The 15,206-nt window shown below is 42.3% G+C and carries 17 protein-coding genes and 1 tRNA gene; 8 read left to right on the forward strand and 10 right to left on the reverse strand.

Annotated features, from left to right (window positions below):
- Window positions 1-31 precede the first annotated feature (31 nt).
- From mltG to AC57BQ_RS09295, 8 genes are all read left to right on the forward strand, one after another.
- On the forward strand, window positions 32-1,087 hold the full coding sequence (mltG, locus tag AC57BQ_RS09260; RefSeq protein ID WP_496405994.1) for an endolytic transglycosylase MltG: 1,056 nt from the start codon (window positions 32-34) through the stop codon (window positions 1,085-1,087).
- Window positions 1,087-1,494 (forward strand): acyl-CoA thioesterase, encoded by a 408-nt coding sequence (locus AC57BQ_RS09265; protein WP_496405995.1) that lies wholly within the window; start codon window positions 1,087-1,089, stop codon window positions 1,492-1,494. Before mltG ends, AC57BQ_RS09265 begins: the two co-directional genes overlap by 1 nt.
- Window positions 1,495-1,504: 10 nt before the next feature.
- Entirely contained in the window at window positions 1,505-2,491 is a 987-nt protein-coding gene (locus tag AC57BQ_RS09270) for a YihY/virulence factor BrkB family protein (protein WP_496405996.1), read from the forward strand.
- 98 nt (window positions 2,492-2,589) lie between these two features.
- A tRNA-Ser gene (locus AC57BQ_RS09275) sits at window positions 2,590-2,676 on the forward strand.
- Between the two features lie 250 nt (window positions 2,677-2,926).
- A complete protein-coding gene (locus AC57BQ_RS09280; protein ID WP_496405997.1) occupies window positions 2,927-4,234 on the forward strand; it encodes a site-specific integrase in 1,308 nt (435 codons plus the stop codon).
- 171 nt (window positions 4,235-4,405) lie between these two features.
- Complete coding sequence (locus tag AC57BQ_RS09285) at window positions 4,406-4,936, forward strand: ORF6N domain-containing protein (protein WP_496405998.1); 531 nt, start codon at window positions 4,406-4,408, stop codon at window positions 4,934-4,936.
- Between the two features lie 199 nt (window positions 4,937-5,135).
- A complete protein-coding gene (locus AC57BQ_RS09290; RefSeq protein WP_496405999.1) occupies window positions 5,136-6,194 on the forward strand; it encodes an acetylxylan esterase in 1,059 nt (352 codons plus the stop codon).
- Window positions 6,195-6,388: 194 nt separating this feature from the next.
- A complete protein-coding gene (locus tag AC57BQ_RS09295; protein WP_496406000.1) occupies window positions 6,389-6,961 on the forward strand; it encodes a GNAT family N-acetyltransferase in 573 nt (190 codons plus the stop codon).
- 376 nt (window positions 6,962-7,337) lie between these two features.
- Here the strand turns inward: AC57BQ_RS09295 and AC57BQ_RS09300 are convergent, their stop codons facing one another.
- The 10 genes from AC57BQ_RS09300 to AC57BQ_RS09345 form a co-directional block, all read right to left on the reverse strand.
- Window positions 7,338-7,610, reverse strand: coding sequence for a helix-turn-helix domain-containing protein (locus AC57BQ_RS09300; protein ID WP_496406001.1), 273 nt, complete (start codon window positions 7,608-7,610; stop codon window positions 7,338-7,340).
- A 38-nt stretch (window positions 7,611-7,648) separates the two neighbouring features.
- Window positions 7,649-7,936 (reverse strand): hypothetical protein, encoded by a 288-nt coding sequence (locus AC57BQ_RS09305; RefSeq protein ID WP_496406002.1) that lies wholly within the window; start codon window positions 7,934-7,936, stop codon window positions 7,649-7,651.
- Between the two features lie 27 nt (window positions 7,937-7,963).
- Entirely contained in the window at window positions 7,964-9,727 is a 1,764-nt protein-coding gene (locus AC57BQ_RS09310; RefSeq protein WP_496406003.1) for a hypothetical protein, read from the reverse strand.
- A 78-nt stretch (window positions 9,728-9,805) separates the two neighbouring features.
- On the reverse strand, window positions 9,806-10,942 hold the full coding sequence (locus AC57BQ_RS09315; protein ID WP_496406004.1) for a conjugative transposon protein TraM: 1,137 nt from the start codon (window positions 10,940-10,942) through the stop codon (window positions 9,806-9,808).
- A 36-nt stretch (window positions 10,943-10,978) separates the two neighbouring features.
- Window positions 10,979-11,596: a conjugative transposon protein TraK gene (gene traK / locus AC57BQ_RS09320; protein WP_496406005.1), complete on the reverse strand. Its 618-nt coding sequence runs from the start codon at window positions 11,594-11,596 to the stop codon at window positions 10,979-10,981.
- A 69-nt stretch (window positions 11,597-11,665) separates the two neighbouring features.
- Window positions 11,666-12,784 (reverse strand): conjugative transposon protein TraJ, encoded by a 1,119-nt coding sequence (traJ, locus tag AC57BQ_RS09325; RefSeq protein ID WP_496406006.1) that lies wholly within the window; start codon window positions 12,782-12,784, stop codon window positions 11,666-11,668.
- Between the two features lie 7 nt (window positions 12,785-12,791).
- A complete protein-coding gene (locus tag AC57BQ_RS09330) occupies window positions 12,792-13,436 on the reverse strand; it encodes a TerB family tellurite resistance protein (RefSeq protein ID WP_496406007.1) in 645 nt (214 codons plus the stop codon).
- A 22-nt stretch (window positions 13,437-13,458) separates the two neighbouring features.
- Entirely contained in the window at window positions 13,459-14,091 is a 633-nt protein-coding gene (locus tag AC57BQ_RS09335; protein WP_496406008.1) for a hypothetical protein, read from the reverse strand.
- A gap of 31 nt (window positions 14,092-14,122) precedes the next feature.
- On the reverse strand, window positions 14,123-14,800 hold the full coding sequence (locus AC57BQ_RS09340) for a conjugal transfer protein TraI (protein WP_496406009.1): 678 nt from the start codon (window positions 14,798-14,800) through the stop codon (window positions 14,123-14,125).
- A 4-nt stretch (window positions 14,801-14,804) separates the two neighbouring features.
- Window positions 14,805-15,191, reverse strand: coding sequence for a hypothetical protein (locus tag AC57BQ_RS09345; RefSeq protein ID WP_496406010.1), 387 nt, complete (start codon window positions 15,189-15,191; stop codon window positions 14,805-14,807).
- Window positions 15,192-15,206: the final 15 nt, after the last annotated feature.

Here is a 15,206-nt window from a genome sequence, read left to right on the forward strand (position 1 = left end):
CTTGATTCTATAAAATAAATATCTATTTATCATGACTGAACAGAAAGCGCCGTCAAAGGGTATACTCAAAAAATTCATCATAGCCCTGGTGCTCGTTATTATTGTGCTGCTGGGCTTTACCGGTTTCAATTACTACTTAAAATATTTTGGCCCCAACGTTACGGGCAAACAAGAATACCTGTATATACATACCGGCTCCACATATGATCAGGTATTGAAAACCATACAAGAGCAGGATCTGGTGAAAGATACAGCCTCATTTAACTGGGCCGCTGTAAATATGAACTACCCTAAACGGGTAAAACCGGGCCGATACCACCTGCGCCAGGGTATGGGCAACCGCAAGCTGATCAATATGCTGGCATCGGGCACACAAGAACCCGTTCAACTGGAGTTTCATGGTTTAAGGCAAAAAGAACAGTTTGCCGGTTTTATATCCAAAAAGATCGAGCCCGATTCAACCGCTATCATCAATTTATTGGATTCTGCCAGCTATGTGTCTAAATATGGTTTTACTACCGATGATGTGTATACCATGTTCATGCCTAACTCCTACCAATTGTACTGGAATACATCTCCAGAGAAATTCTTTGAAAAGATGTATGCCAATTATCAAAAATTCTGGACACCGGAACGTAAACAACAGGCAGCCGCCCTTAATTTAACCTTGCCGCAGGTATCTATTTTAGCCTCTATTGTTGACGCTGAAGCGTTGCATGATGACGAAATGCCAACTGTAGCTGGTTTGTACCTCAACAGGCTTAAAAAAGGCATGACACTGGACGCAGATCCCACTGTAATCTTTGCCCTGAATGATTTTACTATTAAGCGCGTATTAACCCGTTATCTGTCATATAATTCACCATACAATACTTACTTGCATAAAGGCTTACCTCCAGGACCTATCATGATGCCATCGGTTAATGCGGTAAAAGCGGTATTGAACTATCAGAAGAACGACTACCTTTATATGTGCGCCAAGGCCGATTTTTCGGGCTATCATGCCTTTGCCACCAACGTGGCCGATCATTTGGTGAACGCGCATAAATTTCAACAGGCGCTTAACGAGCGAAAGATCATGCGCTAATGTTTGAGCATACTACTAAAATACGTGTCAGGTACGGCGAAACCGACCAGATGGGCTATATGTATTATGGCAACTATGCCGAGTTTTACGAGGTTGGCCGTGTAGAAATGCTGCGCAGCCTGGGTTTAACCTACAGCGGCATGGAGCAATCGGGCATTATGATGCCCGTGCTGGAGCTCAAATGCAAGTACCTGAAACCTGCACTGTATGATGAAGAGATCAGCATAAAAGTGATCATGGACAAAATGCCCGGCATCCGTATCCATTTCCGGTACGAACTGAATAATCCTAAAGGTGAACTGATCAACCATGGCGAAACCCTGCTGGTATTCATCAACATGAAAACAAACCGCCCATGCCTGCCGCCACAGGATTTCATTGATAAATTAGTACCGTTTTTTAAGTAGATTTGGTTTAATGAGATGGCTGCACCATTTTTTGCTCCGGTTTGGTTTTTACAGATACTTTGTTGACTGGACAAAAGTTATCATTCTGCCGGGCTTTCGTCCTTTGCCCCTATACACGGTTATTGTTTTTTTTTACAAGGAGATCGCCAATAGTTCACTGGTTAACCGTGCATCTTCATTAGCCTACAGCTTTATGCTGGCCATATTCCCGGCAACTATATTTTTGTGTACGCTGATACCTTATATCCCTATAGATCACTTCCAGGTTGAATTATTGCGGATATTATCGACCATTTTGCCTACAAACGCATATCTGGCATTCAGGGACACCCTCATTGATATCATCAAGAATCAAAATGGCAAATTATTATCCTTAGGCTTTTTATCTACACTATATTTTGCCACCAATGGGGTAACCAACCTCATGAAGGCTTTTAATAAATCGTCGCTGCTCAAAGACAGGCGCAGCTGGATAAAAAGACGAGGCGTGGCGCTTATGCTTACTATTGCCATCAGTTTTGCGCTTGTTATAGCCATAGGTATACTTGTAGCCGGGCAAACAGCTATAAAATTCATCAAACGACATTTGATCAGCAAGAGCATTATCTGGCTGTACTCCTTACTCGGTTTGGTGTTGAGCTGGATAGTGATCATCATCATATTTTTTGTAACTGTATCCATTTTATATCGTTATGGGCCGGCTCATAAAAAAAGATGGAAGTTCATTAACCCGGGCTCTGTTCTGGCAACCGGTTTAGCTGTATTAACATCAATAGGATTCTCCTATTATATTAACCATTTTTCATCATACAATAAAGTATATGGCTCCATCGGAACCATCATCGTAGTGATGATCTGGATGTATCTCAATTCGCTAATTTTGCTCATTGGTTTTGAATTAAACGCCAGTATTGAGCTTTCAAAACGCAACATTCGCATCGTAAAACCCCTTCACAACACCTTTCGGAGCAAAAAAACAGACGTTCCAAAAAATTAACCAACTGAGCATCAAATGCTTATTTGCCAATATTAAATAATTGAAAAAAAACGGTAAACAGATTTGTCAATTCGGTTCAGATTTGTACTTTTGTCGCCGGAGAGCTGGCAGAGTGGTCGATTGCGGCAGTCTTGAAAACTGTTGAACTGTGAAAGGTTCCTGGGGTTCGAATCCCTAGCTCTCCGCTCCTTACATCATCAAAAATGAGCAAAACCCTGTAAACCAATAGTTTACAGGGTTTTTTATTTGGCTCAACTGCCCAAAAAACACCAAAAATGCTCAAAAGTTCGTGGCAAAATCGTGGCAATTTTTATTTTGAAGAAAATTGCCACGAATAACCACTTAACTTGCTGACTATCAAGCTGTTCACGAGGTGAACATCTTGATTCCCAACCGCTGTATTTCGACATTTATTCACTCTTAATTGTAGCAATTATGTTGGAAAAAAGCTTTGGCTTACTGTTCTTCCTGAAACAGTCAGGAAACGAGCCTAAAAAGTACATTTATTTACGCATTACCGTAGATGGACACCCGGTGGAACGATCCACCAAAATGCAATGGTGGGAAAACCGCTGGGACCAGGAAAAAGGCCGGGCCACCGGCGTCAAGCAGGATGCCCAGGACTTAAATTTCTACCTGGATACCTTGGCAAACAAAGTATTTAAGGCACGGAAACAACTTATAGAGGATGAGGAAATCATCACCGCAGAGTTGCTTCGCGACATGCTGATTGGCAAGTACCAGCGAAAAACGATCATGGAAGTGTTTGCAGATCATAACAAGCAAATGGAGGCGCTTGTTGGTGTGGACTTCGCTAAGGGTACTTTAGAACGCTATGAGACCTCTTTTGATCATACCAGGGCATTTATGCATTGGCAGTATCAGGTGGAAGACCTAAGTATTCGCAAACTCGATTATTTCTTTATTGAACAATATGCATTCTGGCTGAAAACCGTTCGTAAATGCAATCATAACACTACGGTTAAATACCTCGCTAACTTCAAAAAAATCGTACTGATCTGTGTGAAGAACAAATGGCTGCCTGGTGATCCTTTTGCAAATTTTAAACTGACCAAAAAACCGGTCTTCCGTGAACCGCTTACCGAATGGGAACTAGAGACAATTATTAGAAAGGACTTTGAAAATGAACGCCTGAATAATGTTAAGGACATTTTTTTATTCGCTTGTTATACCGGATTAGCTTACGCGGATGTAAAAAAACTGAAGCGCTCAGAGATTATGAAAGGCGTTGACGGTGAGCAGTGGATATTCACACCACGTCAGAAAACCGAAACGCCCTGTCCCATTCCATTATTACCTGTAGCATTACAAATACTGGATAAATATGCCAGTCATCCAAAATGCGTTAACCAGGACCAGGCTTTACCAACGCTTTCTAATCAAAAAATGAACGCCTACCTGAAGGAGATCGGTGATATCTGCGGTATCCGGTTGGTGCTTACCTTTCACCGGGCACGTCACACTTTTGCAACAACTATCACCTTAAGCAATGGTGTGCCGATAGAAACCGTAGCCAAAATGCTTGGACATACCACACTGGCGCAGACTCAACACTATGCCAAAGTCATGCACGCGAAGATCGCCATGGATATGGCAGCGTTGCGCGAAAAATATGCGGTAACCGCTCCGGATGCGGAATTGGAGGATGTGACGGTGATATTGGAACCGGTTAAACAAATAAAGACGTTACCAAAATACAATTATGTGCTGGTGGCATCGTAGTCGATGAAATTTTATGGTCACATTTTGTGATCTTAAAATGAACCTTAAACAATAAAACTTGAGGTCGCAAAATGCGACCCCAAAGCTAAGGAACGTACCATTTTTAAGGTCGCAAAATGCGACCTTAAAAATGGAGATAATAGTTATTAATCGAATAAACAAACAATTACAATGAAAGATCAAATCTTGCCAGATGAGGCAATCACAAATAAAATTTACTTAATACGGGGACAAAAGGTTATGCTGGATAGCGACCTTGCAGAATTGTATAACACGGAGACAAGAACATTAAAACAGCAAGTGAAAAGAAATATCAATAGGTTTCCTGGCCATTATATGTTTGAACTAACTAAAGCAGAAAACGAAATCTTAAGATCACAAAATGTGATCTTAAGACACGGTGAGCACTCGAAATACCTCCCCTTTGCATTTACTGAACATGGTATTTTAATGTTATCCAGTGTATTGAAAAGTGAACGGGCGGTTCAAATCAGCATCAGAATAATTGACATCTTTGTTAGATTAAGAGAGATCTATGCTGACCAAACGGAAATATGGTTAGCCATAGAAAAAATCAAAGGAAAATTGGATAATCACGATAAAAGCATGGACATCATCTTTAGGTATCTTGATGAATTATCTGATCGGATACCACAGATACCTGAAACTGGGCAAAGAAAAAGAATGGGTTATAAACCATGAGAGGATTGATAAATTGGAAGTCATCATTTGTGACCTCCAATTTACTTTGATCTTAGAAAACCAAATCAGGCTTATCTGATAGCTGGCAGGCAGGCTTTTCGTTAAATCTTTTATTGTTCGTTCTCCACTTGACACAATCATATTGTTACAATTGTTAAGGGCTATGTTTTATAACTTGTACCGGTAAATCCATCCCTATATGTCATTTATGATCAAGGTATTTTGCACCAGCGTTCTGTTATCGCTATATGCGCTGCTTTCAGCGGCACAGCAAGTAGATTATCCTTCCACTGATCAGGTGGCGGCAGATTTTAAAAAGTTACTGGAGAGGCCCCGTGTTCCGCTGAATCCTGCTTTCGAGGTAACCAAAACCGATTCGGTTATCATCGAACATGGTTTTATTTACAGCGAAAAGAGCGAACGGGTGCCTATCCTGATCTATAAACCAACGACGGGAGCCAAATCATACCCGGCTGTTATTTTTTTGCACGGCACTGGTGGAAAAAAAGAGGATAATCAAAAATTCTTATACCAGCTGGTTAAAAGGGGTATTATAGGCGTTTCTATTGATGCGCGCTTTCATGGCGAACGCATTGCCGGGGGCGCACATGGCTCAAAAGAATATGTGGCCGCGGCTACCGCTGCCTGGGAAAATAAAGACAAAGCCCATCAAACCCATCCATTTTTGTTCGACACCGCGTATGACCTATGGCGGGTCACCGATTATCTGATCAGTCGACCGGATGTCGATTCCAATCGACTGGGTATGGGCGGTATCTCTATGGGCGGTATCGAAACATGGCTTGCCGCATCGGCAGATCAGCGGATCAAAGTAATTGTACTGGATATTTCGGTGCAAAGTTTTAGATGGTCTTTAGATAACGATAAATGGCAGGGACGTGCCGGTACGATCCAGGGTGCTCATCTGCAGGCTGCTAATGACCTGGGCGATTCGACATTAAACAAACGGAACGTGAAGGCGGTATGGGATAAATTGCTGCCCCATATTACCGATGAATTCGACTGCCCTTCATTACTACGGCTGATGGCACCACGGCCCCTCCTCGTTGTCGGTACTGAAAACGATCCTAATTGTCCGCTGCCAGGCGCGAATATCGCTTATGGATCAGCCTTACAGGCATATGCCTCTAAGAACGCGACTGACAAAATTAGCCGTGATGTAACCCCAAAACTATTCCACACGTCGACACCCGATCATTTTAAAATGACTCTGGATTGGTTTAGCAAATGGCTGTAGACATCACCTTAAAATATGTCAACATAATTATTGCGGTATTCGCTTGTTATTTAACCTATAATAGTGAGATTTGTCGTTAATTAAATACCTCACCTAATATTAGTATTCCAGAATCCCAATGACTGACATAACTTTACTCCCATTCCAACAATGTTATGATCCATTAGGCTATTTCTACAATCTTTCGTAAGGTGATGAAGTTTGCTGCGAAAACAGACAGGGAGTTGGTCGTGAATATTTTATCAGCATCTTTCGACAAAAATAGAAGTTTCAATACGATCATTAAACAAGACCGAAAAAGAGTAATTCGTATCAAAAAAGTCTTTGAATACTTTTTTGACACCTGGATTGAGCAAGGCGCTATTTATTTATCAGATAATTCAAGGGCATGCGCACTCATTACATTTCCGCACTTGAAGAAAACAACGTTTCGATCTCTGCTGATGGACTTAAAATTGTTATTCCTTATCGGAATTCCAAGCGCAATGAGAGGGTTTGCCAGAGAGGACAAAATTAAAACTAAACACCCTAAAACTCCTTTTTATTATTTGCTATTCATCGGAGTTTTGCCCGAATATCAGGGTAAAGGTATCGGTTCCACCTTACTGAGCGATCTGGTTGAGGATAGTAAAAGGAGGCAACTTCCGATTTATTTAGAGACTTATTTACCTCAAAATATAACCTTATATCAAAAATTCGGTTTTAATATTTTTGATGAACTTGATTTTGGATTTCCAGTGTACTGCATGAAGTTTGACTATAAATAAAGCACACAATTTATACATTATCAAATAATTAACAAGTAACATGATCAGCGCACCACTACACCCACGAGCTTACTTCACAGACCTTTCGTGCTTGTTTTTTGGCACGAGCAGACTTACATAGCTCCCGATAAAAGGGTTATAGGACGGGTTATAAATAATGTATCCGAATTCACGCAGCTGCCGGATAATCTTGTGGTACGTCACAATACTTCCGATATGCGTTTGCCCCATGATCTCGCTGCGTGAAATGGAAACAGGGTTTATTTGACCATTCAACAGCCACTTATGGAACAGGCTCATATATACGCTGAAATGCCAGACATTGATTCTTTGGTCAGCAGCCATTACCCTGAATACCTCATTAAATATGGACTGACTAATCATAGATATTTCCAGCATCAGCCAGCATTTTTTGTATATCCTTGTCACAATAGTAGTAAGTACCTCCAATTTTAGAAAAACGCAGTTCCCTTTTCGCACGCATCCGCAATAGTGTACCTGCGGAAATATTCAGCAGCTTTTTCACTTCTTTGGCTTTCAACCAAACCTTAATATCCTGCTTATCTTTTATCAGCAGGTTTCTAATGTCTTCCAGCAAGTCTCTCCGAAAAACCTGCAGGTCTTCTCTTGTTATGATCTCTACACTCATCTCTCCTCACTTATCTTTATTTGAGAATAAAAGTATACCTACTCAAAGAGCAGGTATACTTTACTGGGGCTGTTCCGTTTAAAGGACGGTTCGTAACGGATATAGCCGAAAGCATTTAAATCTTTCACCGTTTTATGATAGGTTGCATGAGCCGAAATTTTCGCGATCCGCATGACTTCGTGGCTATAAGCACAAAGCGGGTTCAAACACTCATGTTCCTGCCAATACTGCAGCAATGCGGCATAAATCCCGATATGGGTGATACTGACCCGGCCATCTTTTTCAATTGCGGCAAAAAAGTCAGCTAGCGGCTTTATTTTTTCCATATACGTCACCTATTGAATAAATTTCTTTTAAGAAACCTTCATTCGCTGCCTCCTTTTTTCCGTATTATCCTGTTTATTGTCACCAGCCACTTGCTTTTTATCGTCCTTTTGAACTGACTGCTTAACGGAATTTTCCACAGTGTCCTTGAGGTCAGAACTGACTTCCTGTTTTTGCACCTGTACCTGTTTAACCGAAATACGTTGCATATCGGCGTCGTAAAAATCAAAAGTTTTATTCAGCGGATTGGCAGTTATTGACACCTTAACGTCTTGTCCGTCCTGAACGATGGTTGCTTTTTGTGCGTTGCCCTTTTCCAGCGAACCAATCAGCCTGCTCTTCTCATAACTGTCTTCCAATTCTTTCACGGGAAATTTTGAAAGCGCTTTTTCGTGATCCCAAAACAACTTTCGCATCAGGAAATTACCCTGCGCATCCGTTTCTTTAAAATTGAGTGTCGCCCAGGATTTATAGCTTTCATCGGTCGCCTTAAACCTGGCCTCTTCTCCTTCTCCCACCTTTTCCAGCTTTTTAAACTCTTTAAATACTGATCTGTTATTCAACATATTATAACGTTCTTTTAAAGTGAGATTATTCTCCTTACCAATAAAGTAGGTTTGCTTTAGAATATCTTCAGATTGGAGTTGTTTGATCGACAAATCGTAACTGTTAAAAAAGTACAGCTCACCGGTTTTCGATTTTTCGAAATTGAGCGTAGAATTAACCTCGTCCTGACCAAATTTGGTCTGATGCGATAGTTGAAATGCGGGTAGCCCTTGTTCCAGTTTATCTTTTAATTCCTGATCTAATGTTTCGCCGAACCCGGTAAACTTTACCTGATTTTTCAGGTAATCATAATTCTTCATGTTGATTTCCATAATAATTGATTTATTAACTGTTAATTGTTCGTAATTAAAATATGCGGGATAAGTAGTTATCTGCGGTAGATCCAGGCTAGTTTCTTTTAGTCGGTCATCAAATAACACCAACTTGCCCTCGGTCTTCTGATATCTGGCGAATAAAAAATGTTTAAGTTTTATCGGATTTTTCAAATTATTGACCTCCGACACCTGCCATGATTTTATTTTTAGGTCCGTATCATACTGGTAGAAGGCAGTTTTAAGAGTAATCCCGCAGCTGTTGTCCGGCCAACCTTCCGGGTCTATCTGTAATGCCTGATTCTTGTATTGCCCTACAATCAGGTAGTCATGTTGTTCCTGGTTCCCGGGATGTTTTTCAAGCTGGTTTTGCAAAAATGTCTCCGCCTCTTGTATAGAAAAAAACGGCCCATATTGTACTGTGGAATGCCCGATCTCATACACTTGATGCCCGGGGTGATGGTGCCAGATGACATGAAAACGGTCAACATTGACTGACGGATCAAACTGTTTTTCCCATTGTACCGGAACGAATTGTCCTCTTTCTATTGAAGGAGACATATTCTCCGCCGGTTGCCCGTGTAAAAACTCAAGACCGAGATCACTCATTTGTGAACGGATCGAGTTCCATTGTATGTCCCCGATGTTCGGTACCTCATCCCCATCAAATGCTGCCGCTAAGGTTTGCACTGGTAGAAAACGATAATCTGCATTTTCCCAATCCTGAGCCGAAAAATTAAAATTCGTATTGCTGTTATTGCAAAATTCCACTGCTTCCACGACTGAATCAAATCCATGGAAAACATAAAAATCCTTGTCTGCTGCCCAATCGAAGGCAACCCAGTTATACCCCGATTCCTTTGCCTCAGCCAAAAAATCAACGATATTTCGTCGGTTCGATTCTTCTATTTCCATTTTATATAATTAATAGCCTTATTATTATAAATTAATTTTATCTAAACAATTTTATCTGCTGGCTTTGGCTTAGCTTACCTATTTTTGTAAATCCCTGATTCTTTTATTGTCCCGAAGCAATAACCGGTAGCCGTCGTGAAGCTTGGCTTTGATCCGTTTTACTTTCCTGGTGAAAAGACCTTTTGCAGCATTTATTCCTGCTCCGGCTAACTGCGTTCCGACAGAGGGATCAAAACTCATCAGCTCCAGTCCCTGTACACCGTTAGAGGCCCCATCCCTGACGGCATCCCCGGTGATGGCCTCGGGAACACAGATACCTTCCAACCCATCATTCATGTCAAACACGGTTAGATCCACTGGCAAAATACTGTTACCCATTCGAATCAATTTAATCGCCATAGTCAGCCTTTGGTTATACAATTGACCACTTCCATAGATCAATTGTCCTTTGGGGATCAATTGCCCGTTTATCGTTACAGTATCTAATAATTTGATACGAACAACGGTGCCCTCAGTAATCTTTTGTTTGCCTTCTATGACGGCGGGAATAGCTTTGAAGCGGTCATTATTTATGGGTACAGCCTGAGCATTGATCTTTTGGATAACTCTGTCCGGATGCTGGATGTCCAATATTTTTTCAAGTAGGCCACCCATCTGCGCCAGTTCCGGATCTTCATTATTAACCGGCGTATTTTTCGGTGATTTATCTACCTGCGTTTTTCCACCAGGTGTAGCATCTATACTATATTTCGGGGCTTGGGGACGTCTACTGATCACTGTTTGCAGTTGTGCGAGCCGCTGATAGGCCTCATTTACCTTTGCATCGGGGTTACCCTGATAAACCTGTCGGGATGCGTAGTCATTGCGCACTCCCCTACTTGTTGACGCCGGAAAATGTTCCGGGAAACGCAGGCTATCTTCGTTGACTTGATGATAATAGGGATCCGTCCTTTTTTGCTCTTTGATTTTCACAGAATCAGCCGCGGCCTGTTCGTAATAACTCATTTTATTGAATCCCCGGTCATCTTTTAACCTGGCGTTAGGAAGTTGATTGTTTAATCCTTTACGGACATTGGCCTCGGCATTCGATCCTTCCACACCCCCACCACCGAGAATAACAAATAGTAGCGTGGCAAATGGCAGGATAACAGCGGGTAACATTAAAAAGAATTTACGCTGACGGCGCTCTTTGAGCGATAATACTTTTGTTTCCATGATCTTAATTTTTAGGGTAATACCTCAGTCTTGGTTTTAATGGTTGATAATTTTTAAATCTTTGTTTTCCAACGTAATCCATCGCTGGATCAGAAAGCCATGCGGATTATTATCACTGCGCGAAACATTGCGCAATTCTCCTTCCGTGACCAGGCTACGGGTGACGGTACTGGTCGTCCGGATGATCGTTTGTTTCCCGAAAAACCGAAAATGGTAGGGAGCACTCCGTAGGTCAACGAATACGCTATCTGCCTGGACTTGCTGACTGACATTCCCGGCGATGATATTGGCGTAGTAGCCATTTTCAGTCAGGTTATCATATTCCTTTTTGGCGGATTCATCCGCCAGGTAGAGCGCTTTGGTCAGGTTTCCCTGTATAACTTTATCATCAGGAGCAAGCGTAAAGAAGTATTGGTGGAAGGTTTTCACATGGTCCCTGGCTTCTACGCCCAGGTTATCCTTCCGATCTGTTGCCGTTGCTTCCAGTACTTTTCCGTTATATAGTATATAAAGCCTGTTTTGAATGGTGGTGATTAATGACCTGGTCTGATATACGATAAAACCTATCGTAATAAAATAACCGATTGTCAATATGATTGTGAAACCGCGTACATGCTGAAAAGCGGTTTCGATATTGCGCATTTTTCTAAACATAATTCCTCCTGTTATCATCCACTCCTGCGAATATTTTTGATTTTTTTTTCAACTTTTACCTTGATCAGTTTACGATGATCCATTTCCCGCAAGCTTGTCACGGTTGCCCGAATTGCTGCCAGATCCTGAATTAGCTGACTGGCCTGACTGACTTGAGCGAGTACCTTTAAAATAACTTTTCAATAAGGCGCTTCCGGCATAGGTAACCGCCATAGAGGTCAGCGCACTGGCCTTATTAAATAGCGCGTGGCCACCTACATTCATGATATAATTGGCAACACTGGGCACCGTGAAATACCCCACAATTCCAATGAGCAAAAAGATCAGGTAAGCCGTATTCGTACTGTTAAAATCAAGTCCGCTCTGGTTACGCTCCAGGATCATATTTTCCTGGATTTTAGCGATGATCGCCCCAAAAATATTGGCAATGGGCAGCCACATAAAAACATTGACGTACCGGGCAATCCATTGCTTCAGGGTATGCTGAAAACCGTCGAAAACGCTCAATCCAAAACAGAGTGGCCCAAGAATGGCCAGCACAATTAATTTAAATGTCCGGATGGTATCCAGGCAAAGCGCTGCCGCCTGAAACAGCACATTCAATACCTCCGCGATAAACTTCCTGATCCAATTATTGATACTAAAACTTGAATAGGCATCCGAAATGGGATTATTGCTCGTTCCGTTTGCTGTGCTTTGATCAGGATGGCTATATTGATACCATTTATCCGGATCAGCTGTTGTGGACGATGGTTCCTGCCCCTGTGTTCCATCTAATGGCTTGTCTTTCAGCATTCGGGCAATAGCCAGGTTGGATTGAATAACCATGCCCTCGGTTGCCGTAACTACAGGCTGCAGGATTCCGTTGATGAGTGTCAGCACACTTTGGAAAAAAACGATACAAAAACCGAGTATAAATGGCCGCAATAGTGGCAGGACATCGACAGGTTCTGCCGCACTGATGTGTTTCCATATTCTTGAAGCGATGTACCATAGTGCCGCAAATCCGGCAATTCCCCTCGCGATGCCGATCATTCCACGACATAAGGGTAACATTTGGTCGTAAAGCTTTTGCAAGACGCCCTGGAGGCTGTGTAAATCGTCCCCAACACCTGCAGCGCGGGAAATTAAAGGCAAAAACGTTGCCGAGGTTGCCAGTAGAACAACCTTGATTATTTTCTTTTTCATCGTTAAATTACTTGATGCCGTATAAAATTTCTAGGGTTTGGGAATCGTTTGCATTACGGGCCCTTTGCAGCGCTGTTTTATACGCCCGATCGTTAAAACGCCGCAGAAACCCCAGCTGATCATGGCTATCCTGATATAGCTGATCGATGGTCTTTAACCTTTCTGCATCATTCATACGGAGTTTACTATCCGTGATTGCCATCGAAAGATCGTCCAGCGTCTTCAGGCTTTTCCCCACAAGGCGATTGTAAACTTGCGCCATATAACTGATCTCGTCCGGTTTAAAATGGGGATCATGCCGAAACGCGCTCGCGGCTGTTTTGTATTCACTAATAAGCGAGACCTGGTCGTTCATGATGTCCGCGACCCTGGGGTAATTCCGTATAGCCGGACTTACCACCATGAGCCCATCCAGAAATGCTTCATGCAGGTTAAAATTCCCCTGTGATACATCTTTTACCGCAGAATAGCCTTTGTTTAATACTGCATAGCCTTTATACATCTGCTGTAAAATACTTTTAAGACCCGCCAGCTTTTGATAATCCAGCGTGAGTTGCTCCAGGCACTGTGCCACCGACTGTGCCCGGCTGACATTCGCTGTAATACTTAATGACAAAAGCACCATCCATCCAATTTTAAATAACCTGTTCATCTTCCTCTCCTTTCTCTTGTGTTCAATTGATATCGTATACCTCCCGTATCCGCCGTTTTTCCTCTTGGGTCTGTTGCCTTTGCAAGGCCAGGTTATGGCATTCGGTCGTAAAATGCCCGGCAAACGAGCGCCTGTTTTTCATCCGGAGATATAACTGCCTCAACCTTTCGATTCTTTGCTGGTCACTAAACTGTAACTTACCAGGTGTTAACATCTGTATGACGGCATCCAAATCTTCCTGGCTTTCATCCAACAAGTTGGTGTAAACGCTTTGTAAATGGGTATACTCTTCCCGGGTTAACAACTTTTTCTCCTGTTGCCAGGCTATTTCCCTGCTAAACATGTCCACTATCTGCTCCTGTAAATCGTAGACCGCTTTTCCTGTGGGATCAGCCGCTATAACAGGATTAACTTCCTTTAGGGAATGGAAATAGGCAGTATGCAGACCATATGAACCATTCTTTAGCTCATGCGCGGTTTGCAACCCTTTTCCGGCGATTTGATACCCGGATTTGAGTATATGTAAATAGATCTCCAGATCAGCGATCTGTTCCATCATTAGTTTTGTTTTTTTACCTTGCTGGCCAAAAAGCTGGGCATTCGCTTGAGCGATGGTCAGGCTGGTGAAAAGAAAAGTAATTAGCATCGTTTTCATAGGCGTTTCCTTTCGTTTGTTTAATCATAGTTTAGGGCAGACCATATAGCTGCCTTACCGAAAGCCGGTCTTGTTCATCAGTGGCCCTCACCAGACTGATCGTGGCATTTTGCTGATTGAACTGCCGAAGGTGATCGAGGTTTGTTTGCATCGCCTGCGATGCCTGACGAACCTGTTGCATACGCTCGGCATCATCCATTTGCGTGCCCAGGTTGCTTGCCGCCAGGAGTACCTCATCCAGGTTGCGGATACTTTCCTGCACAATTCCATCATAGATATTTTCCATATAAGCGATTTCATCCGGGGAGAAATGTTTGTCCTGCCGAAAAAGCGAATAGGCATGTTGATATTCTACCAGTAATTGTTTTTGTCGGCTAATGATATTCTTCACTTCCGCAAAATCAGCGACGATGCTTTTTACCTGCACCAGTTCCTGGTAGTAGGATCGGTATAAATTTTTCTCTTTATCCAACCAGCCGGATATGTCCTGAAGTTTACCCAGGGAAAGGTTGTTCTCCAATTGTCGCGCTGCATTTTGCAAGGCAATGGTCTGGTTCTGTAACTTTTGAACTTTCAGGTCTATGGCAGTAATAATCTTCTTGATCGCGGAACCAAATAACCCCACAATGGGAATTTGTGCCTGAGCAGGTCTGACCTGTATCAAAAGGCAACATACCAGCAGACTAGTTATCATCCATCTTTTTTTCATGGTCCTATTTATTTTGATAATAGATACTCATCGTCTTTTCGTCGTCGATCCATTCCTCCAGGTACAGTAATTTTTCAGTGGGATCAAAAATCAAGTATCGACTACTTCCAATAGCCATCAGGTGACCGTTGGAATGCCAGCCATAAGTGGCAATCCAATTATTTTGATCCCTAAGCCACCCATTGACATAGAATTGCTGGGTAACCTGGTACATATTCCCTTGCTTTTTAATAGTGATTTTAGTAAGAAAATGGTCCCCCAGCTTTTCGTCGTGCCGCTCGTTAGCATATTCCTTTTTCATCGCTTTTTGACTGGATGCATGTGCCTCACAATATGCTAATGCCATTTTTAACGCCTGCCTGAACCGACAGATCAAGTTTTTCTTGCTCATGATATTATTTCTCAA

The sequence above is a fragment of the Mucilaginibacter sp. BGA-UO-ETr-C110 genome, assembly GCF_059567985.1.

Bases quoted from the DNA above. Each gene is read 5' to 3' on its own strand.
- AC57BQ_RS09265 (WP_496405995.1), top strand. From the start codon at position 1,087: ATGTTTGAGCATACTACTAAAATACGTGTCAGGTACGGCGAAACCGAC.
- AC57BQ_RS09290 (WP_496405999.1), top strand. From the start codon at position 5,136: ATGTCATTTATGATCAAGGTATTTTGCACCAGCGTTCTGTTATCGCTA.
- AC57BQ_RS09340 (WP_496406009.1), bottom strand. From the start codon at position 14,800: ATGAAAAAAAGATGGATGATAACTAGTCTGCTGGTATGTTGCCTTTTG.
- AC57BQ_RS09295 (WP_496406000.1), top strand. From the start codon at position 6,389: ATGAAGTTTGCTGCGAAAACAGACAGGGAGTTGGTCGTGAATATTTTA.
- AC57BQ_RS09300 (WP_496406001.1), bottom strand. From the start codon at position 7,610: ATGAGTGTAGAGATCATAACAAGAGAAGACCTGCAGGTTTTTCGGAGA.
- traK (WP_496406005.1), bottom strand. From the start codon at position 11,596: ATGTTTAGAAAAATGCGCAATATCGAAACCGCTTTTCAGCATGTACGC.
- mltG (WP_496405994.1), top strand. From the start codon at position 32: ATGACTGAACAGAAAGCGCCGTCAAAGGGTATACTCAAAAAATTCATC.
- AC57BQ_RS09310 (WP_496406003.1), bottom strand. From the start codon at position 9,727: ATGGAAATAGAAGAATCGAACCGACGAAATATCGTTGATTTTTTGGCT.
- AC57BQ_RS09335 (WP_496406008.1), bottom strand. From the start codon at position 14,091: ATGAAAACGATGCTAATTACTTTTCTTTTCACCAGCCTGACCATCGCT.
- traJ (WP_496406006.1), bottom strand. From the start codon at position 12,784: ATGAAAAAGAAAATAATCAAGGTTGTTCTACTGGCAACCTCGGCAACG.
- AC57BQ_RS09315 (WP_496406004.1), bottom strand. From the start codon at position 10,942: ATGGAAACAAAAGTATTATCGCTCAAAGAGCGCCGTCAGCGTAAATTC.
- AC57BQ_RS09330 (WP_496406007.1), bottom strand. From the start codon at position 13,436: ATGAACAGGTTATTTAAAATTGGATGGATGGTGCTTTTGTCATTAAGT.
- AC57BQ_RS09270 (WP_496405996.1), top strand. From the start codon at position 1,505: ATGAGATGGCTGCACCATTTTTTGCTCCGGTTTGGTTTTTACAGATAC.
- AC57BQ_RS09305 (WP_496406002.1), bottom strand. From the start codon at position 7,936: ATGGAAAAAATAAAGCCGCTAGCTGACTTTTTTGCCGCAATTGAAAAA.
- AC57BQ_RS09345 (WP_496406010.1), bottom strand. From the start codon at position 15,191: ATGAGCAAGAAAAACTTGATCTGTCGGTTCAGGCAGGCGTTAAAAATG.
- AC57BQ_RS09280 (WP_496405997.1), top strand. From the start codon at position 2,927: ATGTTGGAAAAAAGCTTTGGCTTACTGTTCTTCCTGAAACAGTCAGGA.
- AC57BQ_RS09285 (WP_496405998.1), top strand. From the start codon at position 4,406: ATGAAAGATCAAATCTTGCCAGATGAGGCAATCACAAATAAAATTTAC.